The organism is Pseudomonas sp. PDM09 (assembly GCF_014852305.1).
Classification (GTDB): domain Bacteria; phylum Pseudomonadota; class Gammaproteobacteria; order Pseudomonadales; family Pseudomonadaceae; genus Aquipseudomonas.
Genome location: NZ_JACVBI010000003.1, coordinates 198823 through 222011, shown reverse-complemented (window position 1 = coordinate 222011; position 23189 = coordinate 198823). Strand labels below are relative to the sequence as shown.

Genomic DNA, 23189 nt, shown 5'->3' with positions numbered 1-23189 from the left:
AGGTCTTCGCAAGGACTCGCCATGTCGCACTGGTGGAAACAGCTCGGCGTCATCATCACCCTCAGCCTCACTGTCGCCGCGTGCAGCCGCGTGGGCCTGGCTTACCGCAATCTCGACGTGATCATTCCCTGGACGCTCAGCGACTACCTGGAGATGAATCACGAGCAAAAAGACTGGTTCAACGAGCGCCTCAAAGAACACCTGAGCTGGCACTGCACCACGCAACTGCCCGGTTACCTCGACTGGCTGGATCGTTTGCAGGCCATGGTCGAGGCCAACCAGATCACCGACGCCGCATTGCAAACCCGCACCCAGGAAGCCAAACAGGCCATCGCCGATACCGCCCGGGAAATCACCCCGTCGGCCATCGAGCTGTTGCAGGGCCTTGATGACAAGCAAGTCGCGGAAATGAACGACGCCTTCACCAAGGACCAACGCAAACGCCAGGAGGCCTACCTCAAGCCGTCTCTGGAGCAACAGATCAAAGAGCGGAGCAAGCGCATGGAGAAACGCCTGAATGACTGGCTCGGCCCGCTCAACCCAAGCCAACAGCAACGGGTCGTGGCCTGGTCGAATGCCTTGGGTGATCAGAACAAGCAATGGATTGCCAACCGCGCCCATTGGCAACAGCAATTCAGCGCGGCAGTCGCGCAGCGGCAGAGCCCGGAATTCCCACAGCGAATCGAGACACTTCTGGTAAATCGCGAGAGTTTGTGGACGCCGGCTTACCGCCAGGCCTACGCCAACACCGAAGCCCAGGCTCGGGCGTTGCTGGTGGACGTGATGGCCGACAGCACACCGGTTCAACGTGAACGGTTGCTGCAAAAAATTGAAGGTGTGCGCAAGGATTTCGCTGATTTGAAATGCCTGAAAGCGGCGCGGCAAGACTAGAAGATCAAAAGATCGCAGCCTTCGGCAGCTCCTACAGAATTTGTGTCCGCCCGATGTTTAAGGGTGTACGCGACTCCATGTAGGAGCTGCCGAAGGCTGCGAGCTTTTGCTGTCGCTACAAAATCAGGCAATCTGCGCCTTCGACGCCACCTCATCAAACGTCAATTCCTCCAGCGCATCTTCCTGTTCATCCAGCACCTGCCGCGGATGCTCATTACCCGGAATGCTGCTATCGATCAGGCTCAACAAACTCGAGCCCCTGGGCGTCAAAATGTAATTCTCGCCATTACCACCCTGGTCCTCAGGCCGAGGCTCGATATAACCCCGCAGCAGCAGTAATTTTTCATACTCGCCAGCCACGGTTTTCAGGTGATCCAGGTTCTCAAACGGCTCACCCGCGGCAGCTTTCTCCGCCGCATACTGCTCGGCATAAGGCCGTGGGGTGAAACTGTGGCCAGCGCCGTTCTGCACTTCATGCAGCAAGCGTTCAATCAAATCCCAGTTATAAATCGTCATCCTGATTCAACCTCCAGTACCCACGAATGAGATGGCCTTCATAGGTTGTGACCGACGCTGTGGGCAGCCGTTCAGCCGAGGTATTTCGCCCTACCGACCAGCGGTATGTCGAATAGGGCACAGGCCAAACGACTAGGCTGTGTAAGACGGTTTACCCCTCTGCGCGGATCGACTTTCGCCAAAGCATGCAGGAGAAATCACCATGAACATTCAGAACCATCCGGTCGTGTCCCGGGAAGAATGGCTCGCTGCCCGCAAACAACACCTGGCCCACGAAAAAGCCTTCACCAAGGAACGAGACAAACTCAGCGCCGAACGCCGCGCTTTGCCCTGGGTGAAAATCGACAAACCCTACCGCTTTCAGGGCCCCAACGGCGAACTGAGCCTGGCCGACCTGTTCGGCGGGCGCAGCCAATTGATCATCTACCACTTCATGTTCGCCGCAGGCTGGGACGAAGGCTGCCCAGGCTGCTCGTTCCTGTCCGACCATATCGACGGCGCCAACCAACACCTGGCCCATCACGATGTAGCCGTGGTCGCGGTTTCCCACGCACCGTTCGCCGAATTCCAGCTTTTCAAACGGCGCATGGGCTGGAAATTCGACTGGGTCTCGTCCGAAGGCTGCGACTTCAACTATGACTTTGGCGTCTCAGCCCGGGCCGAAGACGTCGCCGCTGGAAAAGCTACCTACAACTACGAAAAATCCGACGGGGCTGAAGAAGAACTCCCAGGGCTCAGCGTGTTTTATCGCAATGAAGCGGGGGAGATTTTTCACACCTATTCAACGTATGCCCGAGGTTTGGATTTGCTGGTGGGTGCCTATAACTATCTGGACCTCACGCCCAAGGGGCGTAATGAAGAGGAGATTATGGACTGGGTGCGGCATCACGATCGGTATGAGGACAAGGCGCCGGCCAGTTGCTGTCATGGGGGGTAGACCGCAGCCATCGCGGGCATTGGCTCGGGTTGAACACAACATCCGTGAACACCACAAATCCCCTGTGGGAGCGAGCCTGCTCGCGATGACTGACTGACATTCAACATTGATGTCGACTGATACACCGATTTCGCGAGCAGGCTCGCTCCCACGAGCTTGCGTGATGATTGTGAATTGATGGATGTTATTGGCAGACCGCTGCGGGCGCAGGCTGCGGAGAGAATGAAAAACGGGCGACCTATGGGCCGCCCGATTTACATAGTGAATACCAATAAACTAACGTCTTTTACGCAGAAGGCATGCTCATCACGGGAATGCGTTCCTGAGGCTGAGTTATATCGTAAACATGCTGCTCACAACGGCTACCAACAAACTGGAACTCCACCAAATAGACCTTGCTTCTTTCCGGTGTGAATGTGGTTTTGAGCGGACCGCAGCTATAGGTATTCCCAACACCCACGCCGTTCGAATAACCCGACATCTGGAATGGCTGATCGGCATCGGCCTCAACCTCCAACTGCGGGAAGCGTTTAAGCGTAGCGCTGTTAGCCACTTCGTTAAGTTTGGCGATCCAGCCGAATACCTTCCCCTGACCTGAATCCACCACGGTTCCAAGCACCTCCATGCGCTGGTCGGGATCTGCTGCGCGCCTGATCGAAAACTTTACCGGGTGCGTATAACCGGAGGCTCTCATGATGACCTTGGCGTGCTGCGCATCCACCATCACCGTGTTCTGACGAAGCTGGACACCGTCTTTTAACCCTTAGCAAACAAATCCATCCCGTTTCGGTTCCCCGCCGTCAGTTAAACTCAATGGCATCCAGAATAACTTGCAACTTTACCGGATCAGCAGCACCGCCAAAATAGTATTCATTACCGCCAAAGTCTTTGAGATCCTCAGGGACTCCTTTCCAATAAAGCACATAATAAATCTCATCCAAAACTTCTTCCAGTGCGCCACCATCTTGAAATGTTGACACGCGAATATATGGACCATAAACCTCATCCAGCTGGACCAAAATTCGCTCACCAGTTTTTGAGTCAATCATCTCATCAGTCCCATTTAATACTATCAAACCATTCCGGCCAGATGATTCTCAGATTTATTTTCTGGCCTATTTTCTGGCCACCACTCTTAGAAAATAAACTGCCAGGGCGGTGCTCGCTGTATCGCTACCGCTTGATCCACATGGGTGTCAGGCACGACTCGGTCGTAGCCAATGAAGAGGAAACGGGTTCGACGGGTTCAACCGATCAGGTTGAGTTAAAGAGCAATCCCTGCAGTTAAAAACCGCAGGGTGCGGAGGCTTTTAACCTTGACTTGAGACCGGCTAATGGGCGTCCCCTTTACGGTCCCAGAATAAACGTGGTCTGAGAGTCATCTAGGAGTCGACCTGATCCCTGCCTCCCGCTTACTGGCGTCAATCCTGTACTGTTGGTTTGAAATCATCAATCGTCTTGTTTTTTTCTTTCAACAGAGACATGACAAACTCAGGATCAAAATCCATTAACAATTCGATAGCATCATAAATCTTCCAACGATGTATTTCTGGATGATCAATTATCGAAACAAGATGCTGTTCAATAGGAGGTATATACTCCAGATATCTTTCACGCTTCACGAAGGCAAAAACATCGGCTATTTCAAAAGGTTTGCTGCCCGCCAACGCTATGATTTTCGACAAGGGCGAGTAGACTTGGGTTCTCGCCACCTCTCTTCCCCCCCTGTCAGCCATATTGGCAAAATACATGGTCACTGCCATAAGTATCTGACGATAAGTGTCATCGTATCCATGCAGCCTATGAGAATAGATGCCTTCGATAATTCCAGGTCTTTCCATGCTCTTCTCCAAGGCAATCAGGCCTTCATGGACCCCCCAACTGGTCAATAACTTCGCAGCTAGGAAGCGCACCACATCATTATCTGCGTGAAGAAGCAACCCCTTCACAGCATCCATTCTTTCCTGCGGAATATCCTCGGGGTCCAGGTCTCCTGCATCAGCAGCATAATCTGCATGTTCCGGAATACTATTAAGCAGGTCGTTTGTTTTCCGATCCATGACAAATACCTATTTATCGATAAATTTAATATAGTCGGCCGGGACACAGCCCTTGATCAAGCACTCTCCATCACGTGTGGCGTTCCTCAAGTCTGCCTCTGCTCTCGTCAATGAAGTCTCATTTTTCGTGGACGGGTTGTTCGTGTATTTCTCCCGTGCCGCATCTACCCTTGATTGCAACTCGGCCGCGATTTCACGGCTGCTCAAGAACCTGGTATTTGGCAATACACCGGAATCAATATCCTGCTGCAATCGCGTCACGTCGATTTCGATTTTATGCGTGCCGTAGTCCTTAGGATTCGAGGCAGCGTTCGGGTCGGTTACGGAGATGTAGGGAGAGTTTTCAGAACCACCTCCACGCACATGTGTTTGAACGCTGCCGGTCCCTTCTGGGTTAGGAGGAACCAAATCGCCATTCTCATTGATATATGCCTTTGGTTTTCCATTTCCCCCGACCGGTGATGAAAAATCATTATCGCTGCGCACAACAGTATCACCTGGGGCTTTTGCATCAACCCATTTCCCACCAACCCACGCAACAGCTTTCCCACCAATATAAGCTGTGGCAAACCCAGTAGTCGTGTCAAAAACCATACCACCTAACTGCTGGGCAGAGGCGGTCGCCACTTTATCAAACTCCCGTTCTAGCGCATGCGACGGGATCGGACTGGTAATCCAGTCCTTAATCCCGAGCGCTATCCCGCCAATCGTATCGAAAGGGGATGAAATGGCATTCCAAGCCGATTTTGCTGTGTCAACCACCCCTCCTGGCCACGCAACAGCTCGGTCCTTGAACCCCGTCAACCCTTCTCTGGCCAGAAACCCAGGCTCCATCGACGGGGGGTAGACAGTTGTAAGTTCTTTTGTGTCAATGCCTGAAAAATATCTAGCCTTGGCCGCATTTATTTCATCGAGCGTCCACCCTTCTTGTAGTCCACGCAGCTGAATCTGACGCCCAAACTCCTCCATATCACGTTGTCTTTCGGCATCCAATGCTGCTATTGCCCGGGTGATGTTGTCCTGGCACACTTGAGCACCAGGCCCCGAACCACAAGCTGCTCGAGCTTTATCCGCCTCAGCAACTTCTTTGTGTAGCAGCCAGTTGTACTGCGTGGCGTTCTTCGCAATATCTGCTCCCTGCTGAAGATCCCCATCCACCGCCGCTGCGGCCACAAGCCCCGTCAACTGCGACATCATTACGTGCAACTGGTCGTTGCCATCCGCAATACTGACCAGTTGATTCATCAACGCTTCATTCAGCCCTGCCGCTGCAGCGCCAGTCGCGAAATCACCACCAGTCGCCTTCGACAGCAAGCCTCCCATCAACGCATGAGCGACAACTTTCTCGAGGCTCCCGTCCGGAAACTTGATGGTGTCGCCGATCCAGTTAAACCCGGTAGCCATGGCCACATTGCCAGCCTCACCCAGCAGCGCCGCACTGAAGTTGTCGCCAAAACTGCCACCCCCGATGGCGGTTGAGATGCCGCTGGAGATCACCGCACGGCCACCCACCCGTATCGCAATGTCGGTGAAGTTGGTGCTAGTAAGAATGCTCGCGGACTTTGCACCTTCCGCCGCACCGACGAACCAGTTGGCGTCCGCGTAATCGAGCATGCCCGCAGTGAAGTCGGCAATGGCGGCGCCCTTGAGGCTGTCAGCGCTGAAGGTTTCTTTGAACGCCGCGCCAAGATTGCCTTTGTTGCTGATGGTGCTGGTAACGGCAGTAGTCGCCAGGCTTGTGGCAAACGCGCCCGCGGCACCGCCGCCCACCAGGCCTAGCCCCGCCGGGCCCATGATGAAAGACATCAGGATGGCGATGGCGATCTTCGCCCCCGCCCCTAACCCTGAATTGTCGTACTTAAAGCTCTCGTGGATCTCCTTCACCTGACGCCAGTCGATGTCACCACGCGCTTCTGCTTGTTTCATCCATGCAAGGTTCGGGTCGGCTTGGACCATCGCATCGATGGTCTGGCTGACGCTTTGCTGGTCGACCTGTTTGACATCGATGCTGATCTGGCCAGCCGCTTTGATCACCAGTCGTCCTTGGGCGACTAGCTGGCTCTGACGGAGAGTTTCGTCTGTGGTGCCCGAACCTTTGGCTTCGAACCACCCCAGATCACCATCACTCTTGGTATGGCTCTCATCATGAAGGTCCTTCACCCCTTCAAAAACGATCGCCCCACCACTGTCGAGGATGATGTCCTTACCACTCTCCAACTTCGCCACCTGATACCGCTGATCCCCACCGCTGACCAAGCTCAGGTTGCCCCCGGTGGTGATTGCACTGCCGATGTTTTTTACATCGGTGACTTCATCGCGCTGGGTTTTCTCGGCGCCGAAGCCGCCCTTTTTCTTCATGTCATACAGCGTGTAGTCGCGGTCTTGCGCCGCCAGCAGTTCGAGCTTGTCACCGGCCACCAGATAGGCCTCATCCCCAGCGGTGACCTTGCTCGAGATCAGCGTCAAATCCTTGCCCGCCTTCAGGGCAACGCTACCCCCCGCGGTGATCTCCGTGGATACCTGACTGACATGGTCTTCCTGGCGGGTGACACTCTCGGTTTTTTCATACGAGTGCTGTTCATCCGCCGCCGAGGCCAGGGTCAGATTGTTTGCGGCAGCCATTCCGATGTCGCCTTGGGCATCGATCTGACTGGCAATGGCGCTCAGGTCGCGGCCGGCGTCAATGGTCAGGTCGCGACCCGCGGAGACCTGCGCGCCAAGCTGCGTCACCGACGCATCGTTATGATCCCGGCCATCGGTGATGCTGTTGCTCTTTTGCGCCGACACGATGTTCACGTCCCGGCCCGCTTTAATCGTCAGCTCACCCCGGCTGTTGACCACGCTGCCGATGGTGTTGAAGTCGCGCCCGGCATTGATGTTCAGGGTGTTGGCCGCTTCGATCCGCGCCGCGCTGTCGGCAAAGCCCTGGGACCAGGACCATTGGCCGTTCTGGTCGTCGTAGCTGCTGACGGTGCGTTCATTGATCACGTCGCCCCGGGTGGCGGTGAGCGTGACGTCACGGCCGGCGATGATGCCGCCCGCCTTGTTGACTAGGTTGTTGCTGGCTTTCAGGTCGAGGCGGTTGCCGGCTTCCACCAGGCCGCTGTTGACCAGGTCGTTGGCGGCGGTGGCCGACAGGTTGTTGGAGGCGCGCAAGGTGCCGGCGTTGTTCAGGTCCTTGCCGGCGATCAGGGTTATGTCGTTGCCGGCAATCAACGCCCCGTTGGGTGCTAAACGGTTGTTGGCCTGGGCCAGGTAGAGCACCGGCACCAGCACCTTCTCGCCGTTCACTTCGTGCTCCTCCATCCAGACAATGTCGTGGGTCAGCGCCGCGACTTGTTCGGAGGTCAGGCTGATGCCCAGAGACAGGTTGAGCTCCGTTTTGCTGGCGACGGCGTTGTTCATCAGGTATTTGAACAAGCCCTCGTCGGAGGTCTGACCACCGATGAAGCGTTGGCCGGTGCGGGCCACTACCGCTTGCTGGATCAGGCGTTGTTCGTAGAGGCCATCGCCCAGTCGTTTGGCACTGTTGTCCGGGTCGTAACCGAGGTTCGACAGCAGGTAGTCCGAGCTCATGAATTGCTTGAGGTCGGTGAGTACCGGGTTGGTTTCGATCAGGTATTTCTGCGGTTTGGACGGCGCGCTGCTGTCCGGCAAACCCTGGACACGATTGATCGTGACGGCGCTGGTGGCAGGTACCGTTTGCTGCCGCTGGGTCGGGGTGATGCTGGCACCGCCCATGGTCCAGCTTTGCGGGCCGGTGCCGGTCGGGTGGGTGCTGCCTTCCTGCTCAGACGGAACAGGCAGTTCTGGTTGCTGGGCAGGCTGAAGCCGGGAAGGCCAGCGGGTTGACTTGTTGCTGGGCCAGATCGGGGGCGAGTTGCTGGTTGATCTGAATCCGCGTCGAGTAGCCACTGCCCGCGCCGGTGTCGGTTTGGGTACGACCCGCCGCCACATAAGCATAGAACGGGCGGACCAAACTGTTGTTGATGTTCTGGGAGGCATCGAGGGTGACGTTTCCACCCGCCTGGATGATTGCATCCAGAGACTCGCCGCTGACGACGTGGGTGCTGGCCGGCAGTGTTTCGCCCATCCAGGCCAGAAAGAAATCGAAGGAGTACTACCCCACCCTCAGAAAAAACGTGATCTGTACTTGCTTACCTCAGCCAAAAACAAATAATTAAATCTGCCCCTTACGCTGAAGGTGTGCTCGTCACGGGAATGCGCTGCTCAGGCTGGGTAACATCGTAGACATGTTGCTCACAGCGGCTACCAACAAACTGGAACTCCACCAAATAGACCTTGCTTCTTTCCGGCGTGAAAGTGGTTTTGAGCGGACCGCAGCTGTAAGTATTCCCGACTCCCCCACCCTTTGAATAACCCGACACCTGGAACGGCTGATCGGTATCGGCCTGTACTTCCAGCTGTGGGAAGCGTTTAACAGTCGCGCTGTTGGCCACTTCGTTAAGTTTGGCGATCCAGCCGAACACCTTCCCCTGGCCTGAATCCACCACGGTTCCAAGCACCTCCATACGCTGGTCAGGATCCGCTGCGCGCCTGATTGCGAACTCTACCGGAGAAGTGTTACCTGAGGCTTTCATGATGACCTTGGCGTGCTGCGCATCGACTGTCACCTTGTTCTGGTGCAGCTGGACACCGTCTTTCAGTAGGCTAGGGGAAGAGTCTCTGACGTTGGAATGGCAGCCTGGTAATGCCAGAATCAGGGTTAGTAGCAATAGTGAGATTTTGTTCACGTATGAATGTCCTTTTACGGGATTTTTGGCTGATGGGAAAACTTGTCTCAAGACGCAATGCGCCAAGAAAGTCGAGATACAAAAAAAAATCCGTCCCTTGAGTCAAAAATACCCCAAGACATAGTCAATCCTTTATTTTCATTAGATGTTGAGTACGAGCATGCAAAATCAGTTGGGGTTCGCCTCTCAAATTACACCTCTCCGCCAGATTCGCGGCTTGTACGACGATAAGACAATTCGCGTCTACCAGGCTTATTCGGATGCTATCGCCGATGCAGCGCTGACCCTTGGTACCTTCGCGTCACCGCCGTTCAAGATGGAGCGGATGACATGGATAAAGCCATCATTTCTATGGATGATGTACCGAGCCGGCTGGGGTCTGAAGGAGGCGGGGCAGTCCCGAATATTGGCAATCGATATTTCACGAGAAGGCTTCGAGTGGGCATTAGCCCATAGCTGCCCCAGCCATCCCGACGAATTAATGAGCAAAGAGGAATGGCTCAATGTGAAGGAAAATACACCAGTCCGCATACAGTGGGATCCAGAACGAGACTTGTACCTACAACCGCAAACACACCGCGCGATTCAGATAGGCCTAAGCAGGCAAGCCGTAGAGCTTTACGTCAATGAATGGATACAGAACATAACTGATATAACATCATTGGCGCACAATATTCACGACTTGGTCCTTGACAACAAAATCGAAAAAGCACGAAAAATGCTTCCGCTCGAAAAAACATACCACCCAACAACAAACAACATAATATATTCCAAACCAAACTTTAACTAAAAATCCATTACATAGATGCTAGTAGTCGGCCTGCAAGCTCGGACAGAACAGGATTTTCTGCCTGTGCCAAAATTCGCAGTTTTTCCTTAGCGCTATCTGTACCCACATCATGTAGCGCGTGTATGCATTTAACACCTAAAGAATATTCAGAACCTATATACGGGTAATCAGCCAGGGCAGCCTCAAACAAATAATCAACAGCACCAGGATATTTAAGCGACTGAAGTGCACTGGCAATATCTTCATGGCAAACATGCCAATCTTCAACTAACAGCCGGCTCAAAACATCTGGACACTCCCTCGAAAAGCCAAATATAAAACCAACAATCAGCAAACATTCCACGCTATCAGCATCTTTAATTGCAAGCGCAGCCTTTAGCTCCTGGCATACGTAATCTTCCGGGATGTCCCTTCCCACGAAAAACAATTCAATAAACTTTTCCTTTGAAATTCTTTTAAACATAAGATCAAACACCAATTTTTGCTGCTCATGGTTCATCGCTTAATCTCCGAAAATGACTTTATATAATAATTAAAAACATCCAACCCCGACCCTTTACCTAGACCGATGTTAATTTGGTCCCTTTCCTTTTTGAAATATACATTGGTAAAAGACCAACCTTCAGGCAGTGAAGACATTGGCGGCATGTCTGGATATGCATTTTTAACCGCTTTAGAGGCATCACGGACTCCTAGTCCGGAAAGCGCATCAAGAGCACCTGGCCACAAATTAAATTGCACTAGAACACCTGTATATGTTGAAGAAAAACCCTGTGTAGGTGAAATAAATGTTTCCCCTGTTGCCGACACCTTCCCTGTCTCTAACAACGTATCATAATGTTCCGGACTCATAGCACGAAAGAAAATCTCCTCATCTACAAGCTTCCCACCCAACACAGAAGTTTTAGTTATTTTCCCGAATCCTGCAGCCTCTCCCGCCCCCGGTATTATAAGCGTAGCAAGATCAGCAACATTCTGTCCCGTCTGCAAGGCCTTCTGATAGCTGTTGTTTTGTAGCCCGAAGACAAAATTTTGGCCGCTGTAGGTGGCCAACCAATTGGAAACCATTGACGCATCTGGATCGACAAACGGATCTAGAAGACTATTTGCAGCATTTAACGCATGGCCGGACAGAAGCTCATTGCCCATAGATGCCATTGATCGCAAGCCAGTCCAGACACTTAAAGCGCCACCCGCCACCGTTCCCGTAACAGGATCAAAGACCCCGGCTTTTTTTCCACTAAAATCCAGATTCAGGTTGTAGAAGTCAACAAGGCTATTTGTATCGAACCCGTCGGGATCGCCGAGATAGCCGATGTTGATATCATAGTTTTTAAAGTCAGCTGAATGAACCACATTGTAGTTTTTTATCAAACTCAGCGTTTCATCGACGGTATAAGCCTTATTCCCATTCTCGAGTACTGACACAACGGTGTCATAACGACCCGCCAGCGGCGAGAGAGCAATGCCGAGGTGCTCTAGCGTGGCCGCATCGAACTGGCTGTCGGCGCCGCCAATCGTTTTTTGCCACTGAGCATCCGTATAAAAGGCGAATGCACGAGCCATGCGTTGCTCAGCTTCAGCCACAGAGATGCCAAGTTGGGTCGCAAGTTTTGGCGCTTCCTGTTCGATAAGCCTTGCTTCTGTTGGGTGGAATTGACGATTGTATTTTTCGATGTTGCCAGCAGTGGTAGCCCCACCCATCTGCGCAATCGAACTACCGCCACCCGCAGCAGCCCCTAGTCCTGCTGCAATCAAAGTGTCGAACGCATCTCGACTTTCCAGGCCAATTCCGAAGTTTTTCAGCACTTCATCCAATGCCGGCATAATCGCCGCCGACGCGCCTGCACTAATGGCACCATTTACCGCCATGCCACTGGACAAGCCTTGTAAGGCTCCTGCCAAACTGTGCAACAAGATGCGAGCAGAGCCTCCTTCAGCCCATGCCGCTTGCAGGGTTTTGTCTTTGCTTCGCGTTGCATCTGCTAGCTGTTGATCGGCGTAATCACCGATTTTTTTGTAGGTATCTGCCGCTGTGGTATTGGCAACCAGACCTACCGCTGTGGCACCTCCTACACTACCCAAGCCTGCGGCAATCACGCCTGCGGCGATATCTGCCATGAAGCGTTTATCACCACCCACACCCCAGCTGTTGTAGTCATCAATCGCTGCTTGGCGCTCTTTGTCACTGCTCGCTGACTTGGCTCTGTCGCTGGCGGCTTGCTGCTGGGCATTGGCTACTTTGCCGATGATGTCTTTCGACAGCGAAACCGTGCTTTGAATAAGATCGATCCGTTCCTGGATCGCTTTTTCATCAGGCTTATCCAGCGTCTGATTGGCGTTTGCGGTATCGCGATTCAGACCAACCAGATCATTCGCACCCTCGGCGTTGCGCACGATGATGGTGCCTTCGCTGACAGCACTGCGGGTGCTGCTGTGATCCGAATCGCTCAACGAGAGTGGAACGCTACCACCCACACTTGAGCCGGCACTGCCGCCATAAGAGGCCGAGACCCCCGCCGATTGGGCACTGATTTCGCTGATATTTTTGATGTCACTAACGATCAGGCGATCAGTGCTGAGCAGGTTCTTGTCGGCTGATGCCTCACTGGCAATGACCGCGCCTTGCAAGGTCGTGTTTTTACCGACGGTGATATCGTAACCATTCTTGCCAGCAAACAAACCACTCTGGTCTGTCACTGCCTTATAGTCGCTGTTCATGTTGCCAGCGGCCAAGCTTGCGGATGCGGTCACCGGTGCGCCGTAGCAGAACGGCGGAATACAGATGCTGCCACCGAAACCGGCACTGCCCTGTTTGTTCTTCTGGGTCTCGGTGTCCTGACGCGAGGTGATGTTGAGGTTACCCTCGATCAACGCCTTGATGCTGTCGGCCCGAACTTGCGCACCTGCTAGGGTCGTGTCATTCCCACTGTGCAAGGAGAGAGAGCCGGTATCCAGAGTAGTGTTTACCTGAGTAACCGAGCTACCGGTTCCCATGCTCTTGGCAATGGACGCTCCAAGGTCAAGGGTAAATCCGTTCTGCGCACCCAAGTTGAAGCTGGCGCCGATGGCAGTTTTGTTATTGCTGCTGTTGTTAGCCCAGTCGGCAGCGTTCTGCGCGCTTTCCAGTATGATGTTGTTTTTTGCCAGCAACACGGTGTCGGTGGCTTTCAAACTGCTGCCGATGACATGAATATCACCGACTGTTCCCGGGGCACTGCCATCCGCAAGAATCAATAAGCCTTTGCCAGCGTTGATCGTACTTTGCTTGGCACTCTGACTGGTGTATTCACTAGTGCTTTTGCTGTGGGTGTTCGCCAGTTCGGTGCCAATCTTGATCAGAGATCCATTGCTGGCAGTACCCTGCTTTTTCCCATAGTCCGCGCCTGCGCCTTCGGCGTCACCGCCCATTCCTCCCAGATCGTTGAATGCCATGGCTGCTTGAGCCAACTTGACCGCTTTAAGTCGTGGGTCATCTGCGTTTTTGGCCGCTTCAACTGAACTGCGAATCGTATTGACCGTATCAACGATCATGCCGCCAATGACCCGACCGACCGCCAAGCTGCTGGATTTATCAGTGCTGCTCTGGCTCGCGCTTTCCATGCCGGCAGCGATAGTCACCTTGGAACCGATCAGGCTCATATTCTTGGTACTGATCAAATCGCTGGCAGTCACACTCAGTTCACGACCGCTGGTGAGACTGACATTGCCCTCGCTGGAGCCGATGGTGCTACCGGTCAACGTAGTCTGAGACGATTGGCCGGTGTGATTCTGACTGCTGATCGACAGGTGCTGGTTACCGATGATGTCATCGACGCCCAGGTTGTTGGCTGTCAGTACGCCGGTCAGGTCGCGGTTCTTTTCCTTATGAAGTTCATTGCGGGTAAAGGTGTTTTCCGCTGCGTTGATGGTGACGTCACGACCCGCCTGCACAGTCAGATCCTGTGTGCTTACCAACGATGAGCCGGTGATTGTGACGTCGCGATTGGCCACCACATCCACGGTATTACCCGAGATCACACTACCGACAGCAGTGGTTTGCGTCTCGGAAACCTGATCCTTGACCTTGCTCGACTTCAAGCCACCCCAGCTGCTTTTACTGGAGCTGCTTTCATGGCGGGCGCTGTTCGAGTCTGTGGCAGCAACGATCTGGATGTCGTTGCCAGCTACCAGTTGCACTCCGCCTTTATCGGCTGCGATCTCGCTGCCTTTGATCAGCATGTCGTTACCGGCCAGCAGGGTGGTGTTACCGCCGGAGGTCACTGCGCTGGCGATATTGGTGGTACTGGCCACCTCGTCGAGTCGACTCTTCTTGCCCGAGGAGCTTTTCTTGGTTTTGCTGTAGAAGCTGTAATCGCTGTCTTCTGCGCTCTGCAGCGTCAGGTTATTGGCCGCAAACAAATAGGCCTCATCCCCCGCACTCACTCGGCTGGCAATCAGATCCAGATCCTTGCCCGCATTGAGGGCAACGCTGCCTCCCGCATTAACGGTCGTAGATACCTGCCTGACATGGTCTTCCTGCCTGGCGGCCTTCCTGGTTTTTTCGTACGAGTGCTGTTCATCCGCCGCCGAGGCCAGGGTCAGATTGTTTGCGGCAGCCATGGCGATGTCGCCTTGGGCATCGATCTGACTGGCAATGGCGCTCAGGTCGCGGCCGGCGTCAATGGTCAGGTCGCGACCCGCGGAGACCTGCGCGCCAAGCTGCGTCACCGACGCATCGTTATGATCCCGGCCATCGGTGATGCTGTTGCTCTTTTGCGCCGACACGATGTTCACGTCCCGGCCCGCTTTAATCGTCAGCTCACCCCGGCTGTTGACCACGCTGCCAATGGTGTTGAAGTCGCGCCCGGCATTGATGGTCAGGCTGTTGGCCGCTTCGATCCGTGCCGCGCTGTCGGCAAAGCCCTGGGACCAGGACCATTGGCCGTTCTGGTCGTCGTAGCTGCTGACGGTGCGTTCATTGATCACGTCGCCCCGGGTGGCGGTGAGCGTGACGTCACGGCCGGCGATGATGCCGCCCGCCTTGTTGACTAGGTTGTTGCTGGCTTTCAGGTCGAGGCGGTTGCCGGCTTCCACCAGGCCGCTGTTGACCAGGTCGTTGGCGGCGGTGGCCGACAGGTTGTTGGAGGCGCGCAAGGTGCCGGCGTTGTTCAGGTCCTTGCCGGCGATCAGGGTGATGTCGTTGCCGGCAATCAACGCCCCGTTGGGTGCTAAACGGTTGTTGGCCTGGGCCAGGTAGAGCACCGGCACCAGCACTTGCTCGCCGTTCACCTCGGCAGTTTCCATCCAGACAATGTCATGGGTCAGGGCTGCGACCTGTTCGGAGGTCAGGCTGACGCCGAGCGACAGGTTGAGTGCCTGTTTACTGGCGACGGCGTTGTTCATCAGGTATTTGAACAAGCCCTCGTCGGAGGTCTGGCCACCGATGAAGCGTTGGCCGGTGCGGGCCACTACCGCTTGCTGGATCAGGCGTTGTTCGTAGAGGCCATCGCCCAGTCGTTTGGCGCTGGTGTCCGGGTCGTAACCGAGGTTCGACAGCAGGTAGTCCGAGCTCATGAACTGCTTGAGGTCGGTGAGTACCGGGTTGGTTTCGATCAGGTATTTGTGCGGCTGGGATTTGCCGGCATTGTTCGGCAGGCCTTGCACACGGTTGATCGTGACGGCGCTGGTGGCGGGTACCGTTTGCTGCCGCTGGGTCGGGCTGATGCTGGCACCGCCCAGGGTCCAGCTTTGCGGACCGTTGTTGGCGGCGCCAGAAGCCGTGCCTTGCGTGCTGAGGCGGAACAGGCCGTTTGTACCTTGCGGCAACACGAAGCCCGGCAGTGTCAGGGGATCGACCCGTTGTTGGGCCAGGTCCGGTGGGAGTTGGCTGTTGAGGTGGACGATGAATGGAGTGGTCGCGCGTTGGGTGCCGGTGGCGTCCACCTTGCTGTCGCTGGTGACAATGGGCGCGTTGACCGTTTGCACGCTGTTGTTGAAAGAAGTCGAAGCGGTGATGGTCGTACTGCCACCGGACTGAATAACGGCGTTGATGCTTTTACCGGTGCTGGCGGTTTGCGTGGCCGAGAAAACCCCATATTTGGTGACCGCTTCAGGCACCGGCAGGTTTTTCGACGGATCGTAATCAGGGTTGAGTTCGGTGCTTAATCCGCTCTCCTGTTGGTAGAAGTAACCGCCATTGGCCCGCCGGTATAACGGCACGTATTTGGCGCTGTACTTGTTGTACTCGTTGACCGCACCGCCCGGATCGATCAACCCCAGGTAGATGCTTCCCGGCTCCTGGTCGGCCGGATTTCTGTAGTGACTGCGATAGGTAATGGTCTCCAGGTTCACCCCTTCATTCTTGAAGGTATCGACCGTGATGTTGATGTTGTTGGCAGCCGACACCGAGCTGTATTGATTGAGAAAGCTCGATCCCGTGACATCGAGATTGCCTCCGGAGGTCAGGAAGGCCGACGGCGAGTCTTTATCGACCGTGCGCTCATACACTTCAGTGACGTAGTACCAGACGTTCCACTCGTCCGAGCAATGGCTACAGCTGTGGGTGATAGTGCCATTCACCCGTTGCTCCGCGAAGGTCAGCACGTCCCTGCGGTTGCTGATTGAAGTTGCCAGCAAGCGCATGTCACCGGCGCTTTCCAGGCTGCCGGAGATGTTTTCGATAGCGTCGGCCCGCTCGCCCGCCGCGTTCCGGGAGACGGTCAAATCACCCAGACTGTAAATGTCGCCATAGTTGTTCGTCAGCGTATTGCTACGCAGCTGCATGTCCGCGCCGCTGAAAATCAGGCCCCGCTGATTGAGCAATTGCGAGGCGTTAACCGTAAGGTCTTGTGCACTTCCCACGGTGCCGTAGTTGCTGAGGGATGCCGTATTGAGCAGCAGATCGTCATTTGACGTGATCCGCCCATAGTTGATGATCGGGCCGGAGGCACTGATATCTGTGGGCCCGCCGCCGGCAATTCGGCCGGCTTCGGCCAGATTCAGACTGGCCGCGCTGAGCGAAAGACTCCCCAGGCTGGTGACTCGACCTGCACCGGTATAGGCACCACTGAGGTTGAGCTGCAGGCTGCCGTCACTGGCAATCAATCCCTCGTTGAACCAGTTGACACCGGTACCGACGAGGCTCTCCGAGGCCAGCAACTGACCGCTCGCCGTCTGGGTGAAACTGTTGACGTTGACCTTCAGACGCCCGGCCTGGATGACGTTGCTGTTGGTCCAGCTGTCGGCGTTGAGGGTCAGGCCGCCACGGGTGACGATGCTGCCGCCGGCGCCGGTGACGTTGGCGGTGGAAATGTCGAAGGTGCCGTTGCCCACGTGCAACAAACTGCCGCCGCCGTTGAGGAAACTGCCCACCGCCATGGACAGGTCGGTGTTGGCGCTTTCCAGGGTGCCGTTGCGGTTGTCGAACAGGCCACCGATCTGGAAGCTGGTTTTGCCATTGGTACCGAGGGCGCGCAGTTGGCCGGTCTGGTTGTCGAGGCTGGCGGCCTTGATCGCCAGGGTAGTGTCGCTCTCGATGATGCCCAGTCGATTGTTCAGGGCGCCGCTGAGATTGAGGTCGATCTGTTGACCGGCGATCTGGCCGTCATTGTCGCCACTGTTGTCAAAGTTGTGGCCGGTGACGTTGACCTTGCCTTTGGCGTAGAGGCCGCCGTTGCGGTTGTCGAAGTTGCCCGTGACGATGATCGCGTCGCCGCTTTGCGCAGCGATACGCCCGCCGTAGTTGTCGATGCCGCCCAGAGCGGTCAGGTTCAGGCGCTGGGCCTGGGTGACGCCGCTGCGGCGGTTGTTGTTCAGGTCATAGCCATTTTTCAGCACACCGCTCAGGTTGGCCGTGAACGCGGCTTGCAGGCTGGCGAGCACGCCGCCGCGGTTGTCGAGGTTGGTGGCCTTGATGGTCAGGTCACCGTCCGTGGCGACGATGCGGCCGCTCTGGTTGTCGATATCGCCACTGACCGTGAGGTTCAAAGCCCCTTGGCTTTGCAGGGTGCCCTTGGCGTTGGCGAGGCTGGCGGCCTGGATTTGCAGGTCGCCCTTCTGGCTGTAGATCTGGCCGGCGGCGCTGTTTTGCAGCGTACCGTCCGAGGTGATGGTCAGTAGATCCTTGGCCGCGATGGTGCCGAGATTGCGGTTGTCCAGGCCACTGGTGAGCAGGGTCATCAAGCCTTCGCTGGTGAGCTGGCCACCCTGGTTATTGATTTGCGTGGCACGCTGCACCAGTAGCGGGCCGGCGCTGGCCAGCTTGCCTTTGGTGTTGGTCAGGATGCCGAGCAGGTCCAGGGTCACGGCAGCGTTGCCGATCAGATTGCCGCCGGTGTTATCCAGTATGGTGCCGGTGAAACTGAGGTCCTGTTTTGCGTTGACCGTGCCGCCGGCATTGCCCAGCGTCATGGCCTGCATGGCCAGGGTTGCGCCGCTGTCGATCAAACCGCCTTGGGCGTTGTTCAGCAGACCACTGAGGGTCAAGGTCTGGGCGCCGGCGCTGGAGAGAATGCCGCCGTTGCTGTTGTCCAGGCTGGCCGCGTTGACGCTCAGGATTTTCTGGCTGACCAGCGCACCTTCGCCACTGTTGAGAATCGCACCGCTGACGCTGACGACCACATCGGCGTCGTGACTCGACAGCGTGCCTTTGTTGCGGTTGTCCAGGCTGTTGCTGGTGAGGCTCAGGCCTTGCCAGCCGGAGATCAGGCCGCCCTGGTTGAGTACCGTGTCGGCGTTGACCGTCAGCAGGTTGCTGCTGATCAGCTTGCCGCCGCTGTTATCCAGGGCGCGGGCCGTGAGGTCGAGGCTTTGGCTGCTGGAGATTTCGCCGTTCTGGTTGTTCAGGTCGCGCAGGTGCTGGAGGCTCAGCAAGCCTGCGGTGGTGATCAGACCGCCGCTGTTGTTCAGGTCCCCGGTGGCCGCCCCGAAGTCGATGGCAATGGCGCTGCCCAGCAAAGAACCGTTCTGGTTATTCAGGCCGCTGCTGTTGATTGTCAGGCCGGTGGTGGCGTTGATCAGGCCTTTGAGGTTAGTCAGCGCCTGATCGATGCGCAGGGTCAGGTTCTGATTGCTCAGCAATTTGCCGTTGCTGTTGTCCAGGTTCTGCGCGGCCAGTGTGAAGGCCTCGGCGCTGGAAATTTCGCCGCCGTTGTTGACGTCCTTGAGGTTTTTCAACATCAGCAACGGTGCGTTGATCAGCCCGTTCTGGTTGTTCAGTTGGCCCTGATTCAGGTCCAGGCTCAGGGACGTTTTGCTGAACAGCTGACCGCCCTGCTGATCGAAACCGGTGACACTGGCGGTCAGGGCCTTGTCGCTGGCGATTCGGCTGGCAACACCGTTGCTGACTTGGGTCGCGGTCAAATCGAGCGTATCGCCGCCGATCAATTGCCCGCCCTGAGTGTTGTCGAACGTACCCGTGGTGACGGTGGTCGCGTTTTTGCCGCTGATCAGGCCGCTCTGGCGGTTGTTCAGGCTTTGGCTTTTGAGGGTCAGGCCGCTGTCGGTGGTGATCGAACCGTCCTGATTGTTCAGCACTCCCGTGGTGGTCAGCGTCAGCGCGCCGGCGCTCGACAAGCTGCCGCGAGTGCTGTCTAGGCTGGCCGCGTTGACCGTCAGAGTGCCTTCGCTGCTGATCAGGCCTTCGACGTTACTCAACGCATTGTCGAGGCGAATATCCAGCCCGCGCTGAACGACAAGGCTGCCATCGCTGTTGTCCAGACTCTGGCCCACAACCGTGGTGATGCCCGTGCTGGACACCTCGCCATTGCGGTTGTTCAGGTGGCCAAGGGTGGCGTTGAGATTACCGCTGCTGTTAATCAGTCCTTGGCCGTTGAGCACCTGACTGCCCGTAAGGTTGAGATTGCCCTTGCTCAACACCCGCCCGTTATTTTGATTGTCCAGCGTTCCAACCGTGATGTTCGCGGTTTGCCCGGCGCTCAATGTGCCGCCCTGATTGCTCAGAGTCTGGCTGGTGTTGACCGTCAGGGTACGGCTGGCCACCACCGTCTTGCCGGTGTTATTGAGGTTCTGCGCGCTCAGGCTCACATCGCCGTTGGCGTTGCGGCTGGTGTCAGCGTTGACTCCGGCTTCGATAATGCCGTTGTTGGTCAGTACACCGCCGGCACTCAACGTGATGTTGTCCCGGGCGGCGAGGGTTTGCTGGTTGGTCAGGTTGCCTTGGGTTTGCACGTTGACGGCGGTGCCGGCGTAGACCGGGCCTTGGGCATCGAGACTGATGGCTTTGACGTTCACTGCGCCTGTGGCCGACGTCTGCGCGAGGCTGAGATGCCCATTGGCATCGAGCTGGATATCTCCGCCACTGGCGGCCAGGTTGCCGTCGAGTTTCACCCCGACTCCGGCCTCGGTGCCCACCAGTTTGATCGCCCCGGCGTACATGCCGCCAAGGGCCGAGGAGTCGATGGCCAGTTGTGGTTTGGCGCTGCCGTCATCGGCACGGGCGGTGGCGTTGAGGCTGTCGGCGTTGACGTCGTTACGACCGGCGACGATGGTCAGGTTCCTGGCCTGAATCTCGGCGTTGATCCTGGCGCTACGGGTGATGATTTCGAAGCGGTCGACGTTGTTGGCGTTCAGCCCGGCGCCGTCGATGGCAACGCTGCCCTGATCGACCTGGAAGCGATCCAGCCGACCGTTGTCTAGCACCGGTTTGCCGGTGGTCAGGGTCACGCGCGGGGTGTTGATGAAGCCGCAGCCGTTGCAGCTGATGCCGTAGGGGTTGGCGACGATCACCCGGGCCGACTGCCCCGCCACTTCGGTGTAACCGCGCAACTGGCTGGGGCTGCCGCCGACCACTTCGTTGAGGATGGTTTGCGCCGCGACCCGATTGGTCAGGTTGGGGTTGCCAACGATGATACCGCCCAGTTGCGTGGCGCCAGTCTGGTTGGCGACGTTGTTGAGGATCACGCCTTGGGTGCCGACGTTGTAATCGTGAAACTGGTTATGCGACAGGCCCGTGCCATTGGGCGTGGCGATATTGACGATCGGCACCCCATTGCCGGCCTGACCGAGACTGGTGCCCGGCGAGGCCACCACAATCCCGTCCGCCTGGGCCCACATCGGCTGCCAGAACATGACGTTGGCCAACAGGAACGCCAACCCGCGCTTGGGCATGCCCCAGAAGTGCTCGCGTTTTTTGATGGCAGCAGAAGGCTGACCAGCCAGAAGGGCCAGTTGACGAACGTCCATGATTTGAATCCCGTTAAAGCAGAATTTAGAGGAAGACATCCACGCGGAAATAGATCGGCGCTTCACGCTCGGTCAGGGTGTCCGGGCGTTCCAGGGAATGGGCAAAGGTCACGCTGGCGGCCAGGTGCTGACCTCGGGCAAACAGCTCCACGGAGTTGCTCGACATGCGCCCGTGCTGATCGCCGTTGTAGCGGTCGCCACGGATCACGCCCTGGTCGTAGCCGAGACTGGTGCCGTATTCGGCGAACACCGGGCGCAGCCATTCCAGGGTCACCGGGCGGCTCCAGCGCAGGTCGTTGCGCCAGTAGCCGCCGCTGTCGCCGGACAAGGATTGATCCTTGTAACCACGGATCGACGATTGCCCGCCAAGGCTGGTGCGTTGCGGGCTGAACAGCACGTCTTCGCTACGCTGGCCGGTCATCAGGCTGCTGAAACTGAAGGACTCGCCCCACACTTTGAACGGCTGCAAATAGCTCGCGGTGGCGGTGTATTTGCGGTAACGCGCATTCGGCTCGCCGGGGCCTGGATCACCGTTGCCCTGGGCGTCCAGAATGCCGATGCCTTCCTGCATCCCCAGGTCGAGGTTGACGAAGGCGCTGCCGACCCGTCGACCGTGGTTAATGCCGAACTGCGCTTCGCTGATGCGGTTGCTGCTCAGCTTGAGTTTGCTGTCTTCGATGAAATTATTGGTGCGCAGGTACGAGACACCGGTGCTGAGGGAGGTCTTGCTCAGGGCATCGCGATGGATCACCCGCTCGGCGCGCAGCTGATGGTTTTCACTGTCGCCGGTCTGTTTGAAGTTGAAACCGTTGGCCTGCGCTTGCGAGCGGTATTCGCTCTGGCTGTAGGTGTAACTGAAATTCCACCAGCCCCACGGCACGCTGTAATTGAGCATCGCGTTGTTGGAGGTGTGCTGGTGATCGGACATCGCATCGTGACCGCCGCGCAGCATCAACTGATCAGCCAGGCCCAGCGGGCTGTCCCAATCAAACGTCGTGCCCCACTGCTGTTCGCCGGTGCTGCGCTGGCCGTCATTGCTGCGGGACAACCCTGCACGCCACGGCTTCTGTGGCGTGTTCTTGACCAGCACTTCGCTGCCGCCGACGTTCTTGCCCGGCGACAATTCCATCTGCGCCTGATTCGACGGCAAGCGGTTCAACTGATCCACCATCTGCTCGATTTCCCGCAGATTGACCAGCTCACCGCTCTTGCCGGGAAAAGCCATACCCAATTCGCGGTCCGACAGCTTGCTGCCCTCCGCGCCCTTCAATCCTTCGAGCCTGCCCTCGACCACCAGCACCTTCAAATGCCCACCGGACAAATCCTGCTGCGGCAAATAGGCCCGGCTCGTGACCAGGCCTTTTTCGATGTAGTGATCGGTGATGACTTTCAGCAACTCGTTGAGCTGCGTGACGCCCAGGCACTGACCGATATAAGGCTTGAGGAGGCGATTTTTTTCGCCGTCCGAAAGACTGTCGGCGCCTTTGAGCTCGATGTCCTTGATGGGGAAACAACGGGCGTCGGCCGGGGCCGTCGGTGGTGTGGGTTTGGCTTCCTTGCCGGGTAACTCCTTGAGCTCTTCGAGACGCCGACGCTGCTCTTCGAGCAAGCGATCCTGACGTTCGCGGATCAGATCGGTTTCACCGGGGGTGGGGGCGGCGTGAGCAAGATTCAGCGGAGAAAGGCACAGCAAAGCCAGGCACAACCTCGCCACGAGGGCGGGTGGGTACATGTTCGTTCCCTCGAATGGAGAGTGATAGCAGAATAGTGGCGCGATGTTAGATGGCCATTATTCTGGCGTCAATGAATGGATCCATTTGGGGGTGGGGGTTGACGGACGGTAGGGGGTGTTTCGCTCGCCTTTTATTAGGCAGGATCATTGCGGCGATGGGGGGCTGATAGGGTAAATGAAAAACGGACTATCTTTGGGTCGCCCGTTTTATATTGCGCGTACGTGTAAATCTTATTCAGGATGGGACACCCTTTTCGCGCCAATTTTTCTACGGTAATTTCACCGGACGAAAATCTGGGACAGTGCACGTTTAATCGAAGAAGCA

10 protein-coding genes and 2 pseudogenes are annotated in these 23189 nt (G+C 56.5%); 3 read left to right on the top strand and 9 right to left on the bottom strand.

Annotated features, from left to right (window positions below):
* Nucleotides 1–21 precede the first annotated feature (21 nt).
* The gene (locus IB250_RS09665; protein ID WP_192343935.1) at nt 22–891 is read left to right on the top strand and encodes a DUF6279 family lipoprotein; all 870 of its coding nucleotides are present in this window, start codon (nt 22–24) and stop codon (nt 889–891) included.
* Nucleotides 892–1014: 123 nt separating this feature from the next.
* Here IB250_RS09665 and IB250_RS09660 read toward each other — a convergent pair whose 3' ends face one another.
* Nucleotides 1015–1407 carry a transcriptional regulator gene (locus tag IB250_RS09660; RefSeq protein WP_192343934.1) on the bottom strand — a complete coding sequence of 131 codons (393 nt, stop codon included), beginning with the start codon at nt 1405–1407 and terminating at the stop codon, nt 1015–1017.
* A gap of 202 nt (nt 1408–1609) precedes the next feature.
* Between IB250_RS09660 and IB250_RS09655 the strand changes: the two genes are divergently transcribed.
* The gene (locus tag IB250_RS09655) at nt 1610–2344 is read left to right on the top strand and encodes a DUF899 domain-containing protein (RefSeq protein WP_192343933.1); all 735 of its coding nucleotides are present in this window, start codon (nt 1610–1612) and stop codon (nt 2342–2344) included.
* 286 nt (nt 2345–2630) lie between these two features.
* Here the strand turns inward: IB250_RS09655 and IB250_RS09650 are convergent.
* The 5 genes and pseudogenes from IB250_RS09650 to IB250_RS09625 all read right to left on the bottom strand — a co-directional run.
* Nucleotides 2631–3104: pseudogene (locus IB250_RS09650) on the bottom strand (hypothetical protein); the annotation flags it as partial.
* Nucleotides 3105–3144: 40 nt separating this feature from the next.
* Nucleotides 3145–3393 (bottom strand): hypothetical protein, encoded by a 249-nt coding sequence (locus IB250_RS09645; protein WP_159439161.1) that lies wholly within the window; start codon nt 3391–3393, stop codon nt 3145–3147.
* 372 nt (nt 3394–3765) lie between these two features.
* On the bottom strand, nt 3766–4404 hold the full coding sequence (locus IB250_RS09640; RefSeq protein ID WP_192343932.1) for a hypothetical protein: 639 nt from the start codon (nt 4402–4404) through the stop codon (nt 3766–3768).
* Nucleotides 4405–5376: 972 nt separating this feature from the next.
* A pseudogene (locus IB250_RS09635) lies at nt 5377–8455 on the bottom strand (DUF637 domain-containing protein); the annotation flags it as partial.
* A gap of 142 nt (nt 8456–8597) precedes the next feature.
* Nucleotides 8598–9158, bottom strand: coding sequence for a hypothetical protein (locus IB250_RS09625; RefSeq protein WP_192343929.1), 561 nt, complete (start codon nt 9156–9158; stop codon nt 8598–8600).
* Between the two features lie 160 nt (nt 9159–9318).
* Between IB250_RS09625 and IB250_RS09620 the strand changes: the two genes are divergently transcribed.
* Nucleotides 9319–9948 carry a DUF4291 domain-containing protein gene (locus tag IB250_RS09620; RefSeq protein WP_192343928.1) on the top strand — a complete coding sequence of 210 codons (630 nt, stop codon included), beginning with the start codon at nt 9319–9321 and terminating at the stop codon, nt 9946–9948.
* Between the two features lie 7 nt (nt 9949–9955).
* Here IB250_RS09620 and IB250_RS09615 read toward each other — a convergent pair whose 3' ends face one another.
* Genes IB250_RS09615 through IB250_RS09605 form a run of 3 tightly spaced genes read right to left on the bottom strand, consistent with a single transcriptional unit; the run spans nt 9956 to nt 22864 of the window.
* Nucleotides 9956–10447 carry a hypothetical protein gene (locus IB250_RS09615; RefSeq protein ID WP_192343927.1) on the bottom strand — a complete coding sequence of 164 codons (492 nt, stop codon included), beginning with the start codon at nt 10445–10447 and terminating at the stop codon, nt 9956–9958.
* The gene (locus IB250_RS09610; protein WP_225603394.1) at nt 10444–21132 is read right to left on the bottom strand and encodes a hemagglutinin repeat-containing protein; all 10689 of its coding nucleotides are present in this window, start codon (nt 21130–21132) and stop codon (nt 10444–10446) included. Before IB250_RS09610 ends, IB250_RS09615 begins: the two co-directional genes overlap by 4 nt.
* 25 nt (nt 21133–21157) lie before the next feature.
* Nucleotides 21158–22864, bottom strand: a complete 1707-nt coding sequence (locus IB250_RS09605; RefSeq protein WP_192343926.1) for a ShlB/FhaC/HecB family hemolysin secretion/activation protein — start codon at nt 22862–22864, stop codon at nt 21158–21160.
* Nucleotides 22865–23189: the final 325 nt, after the last annotated feature.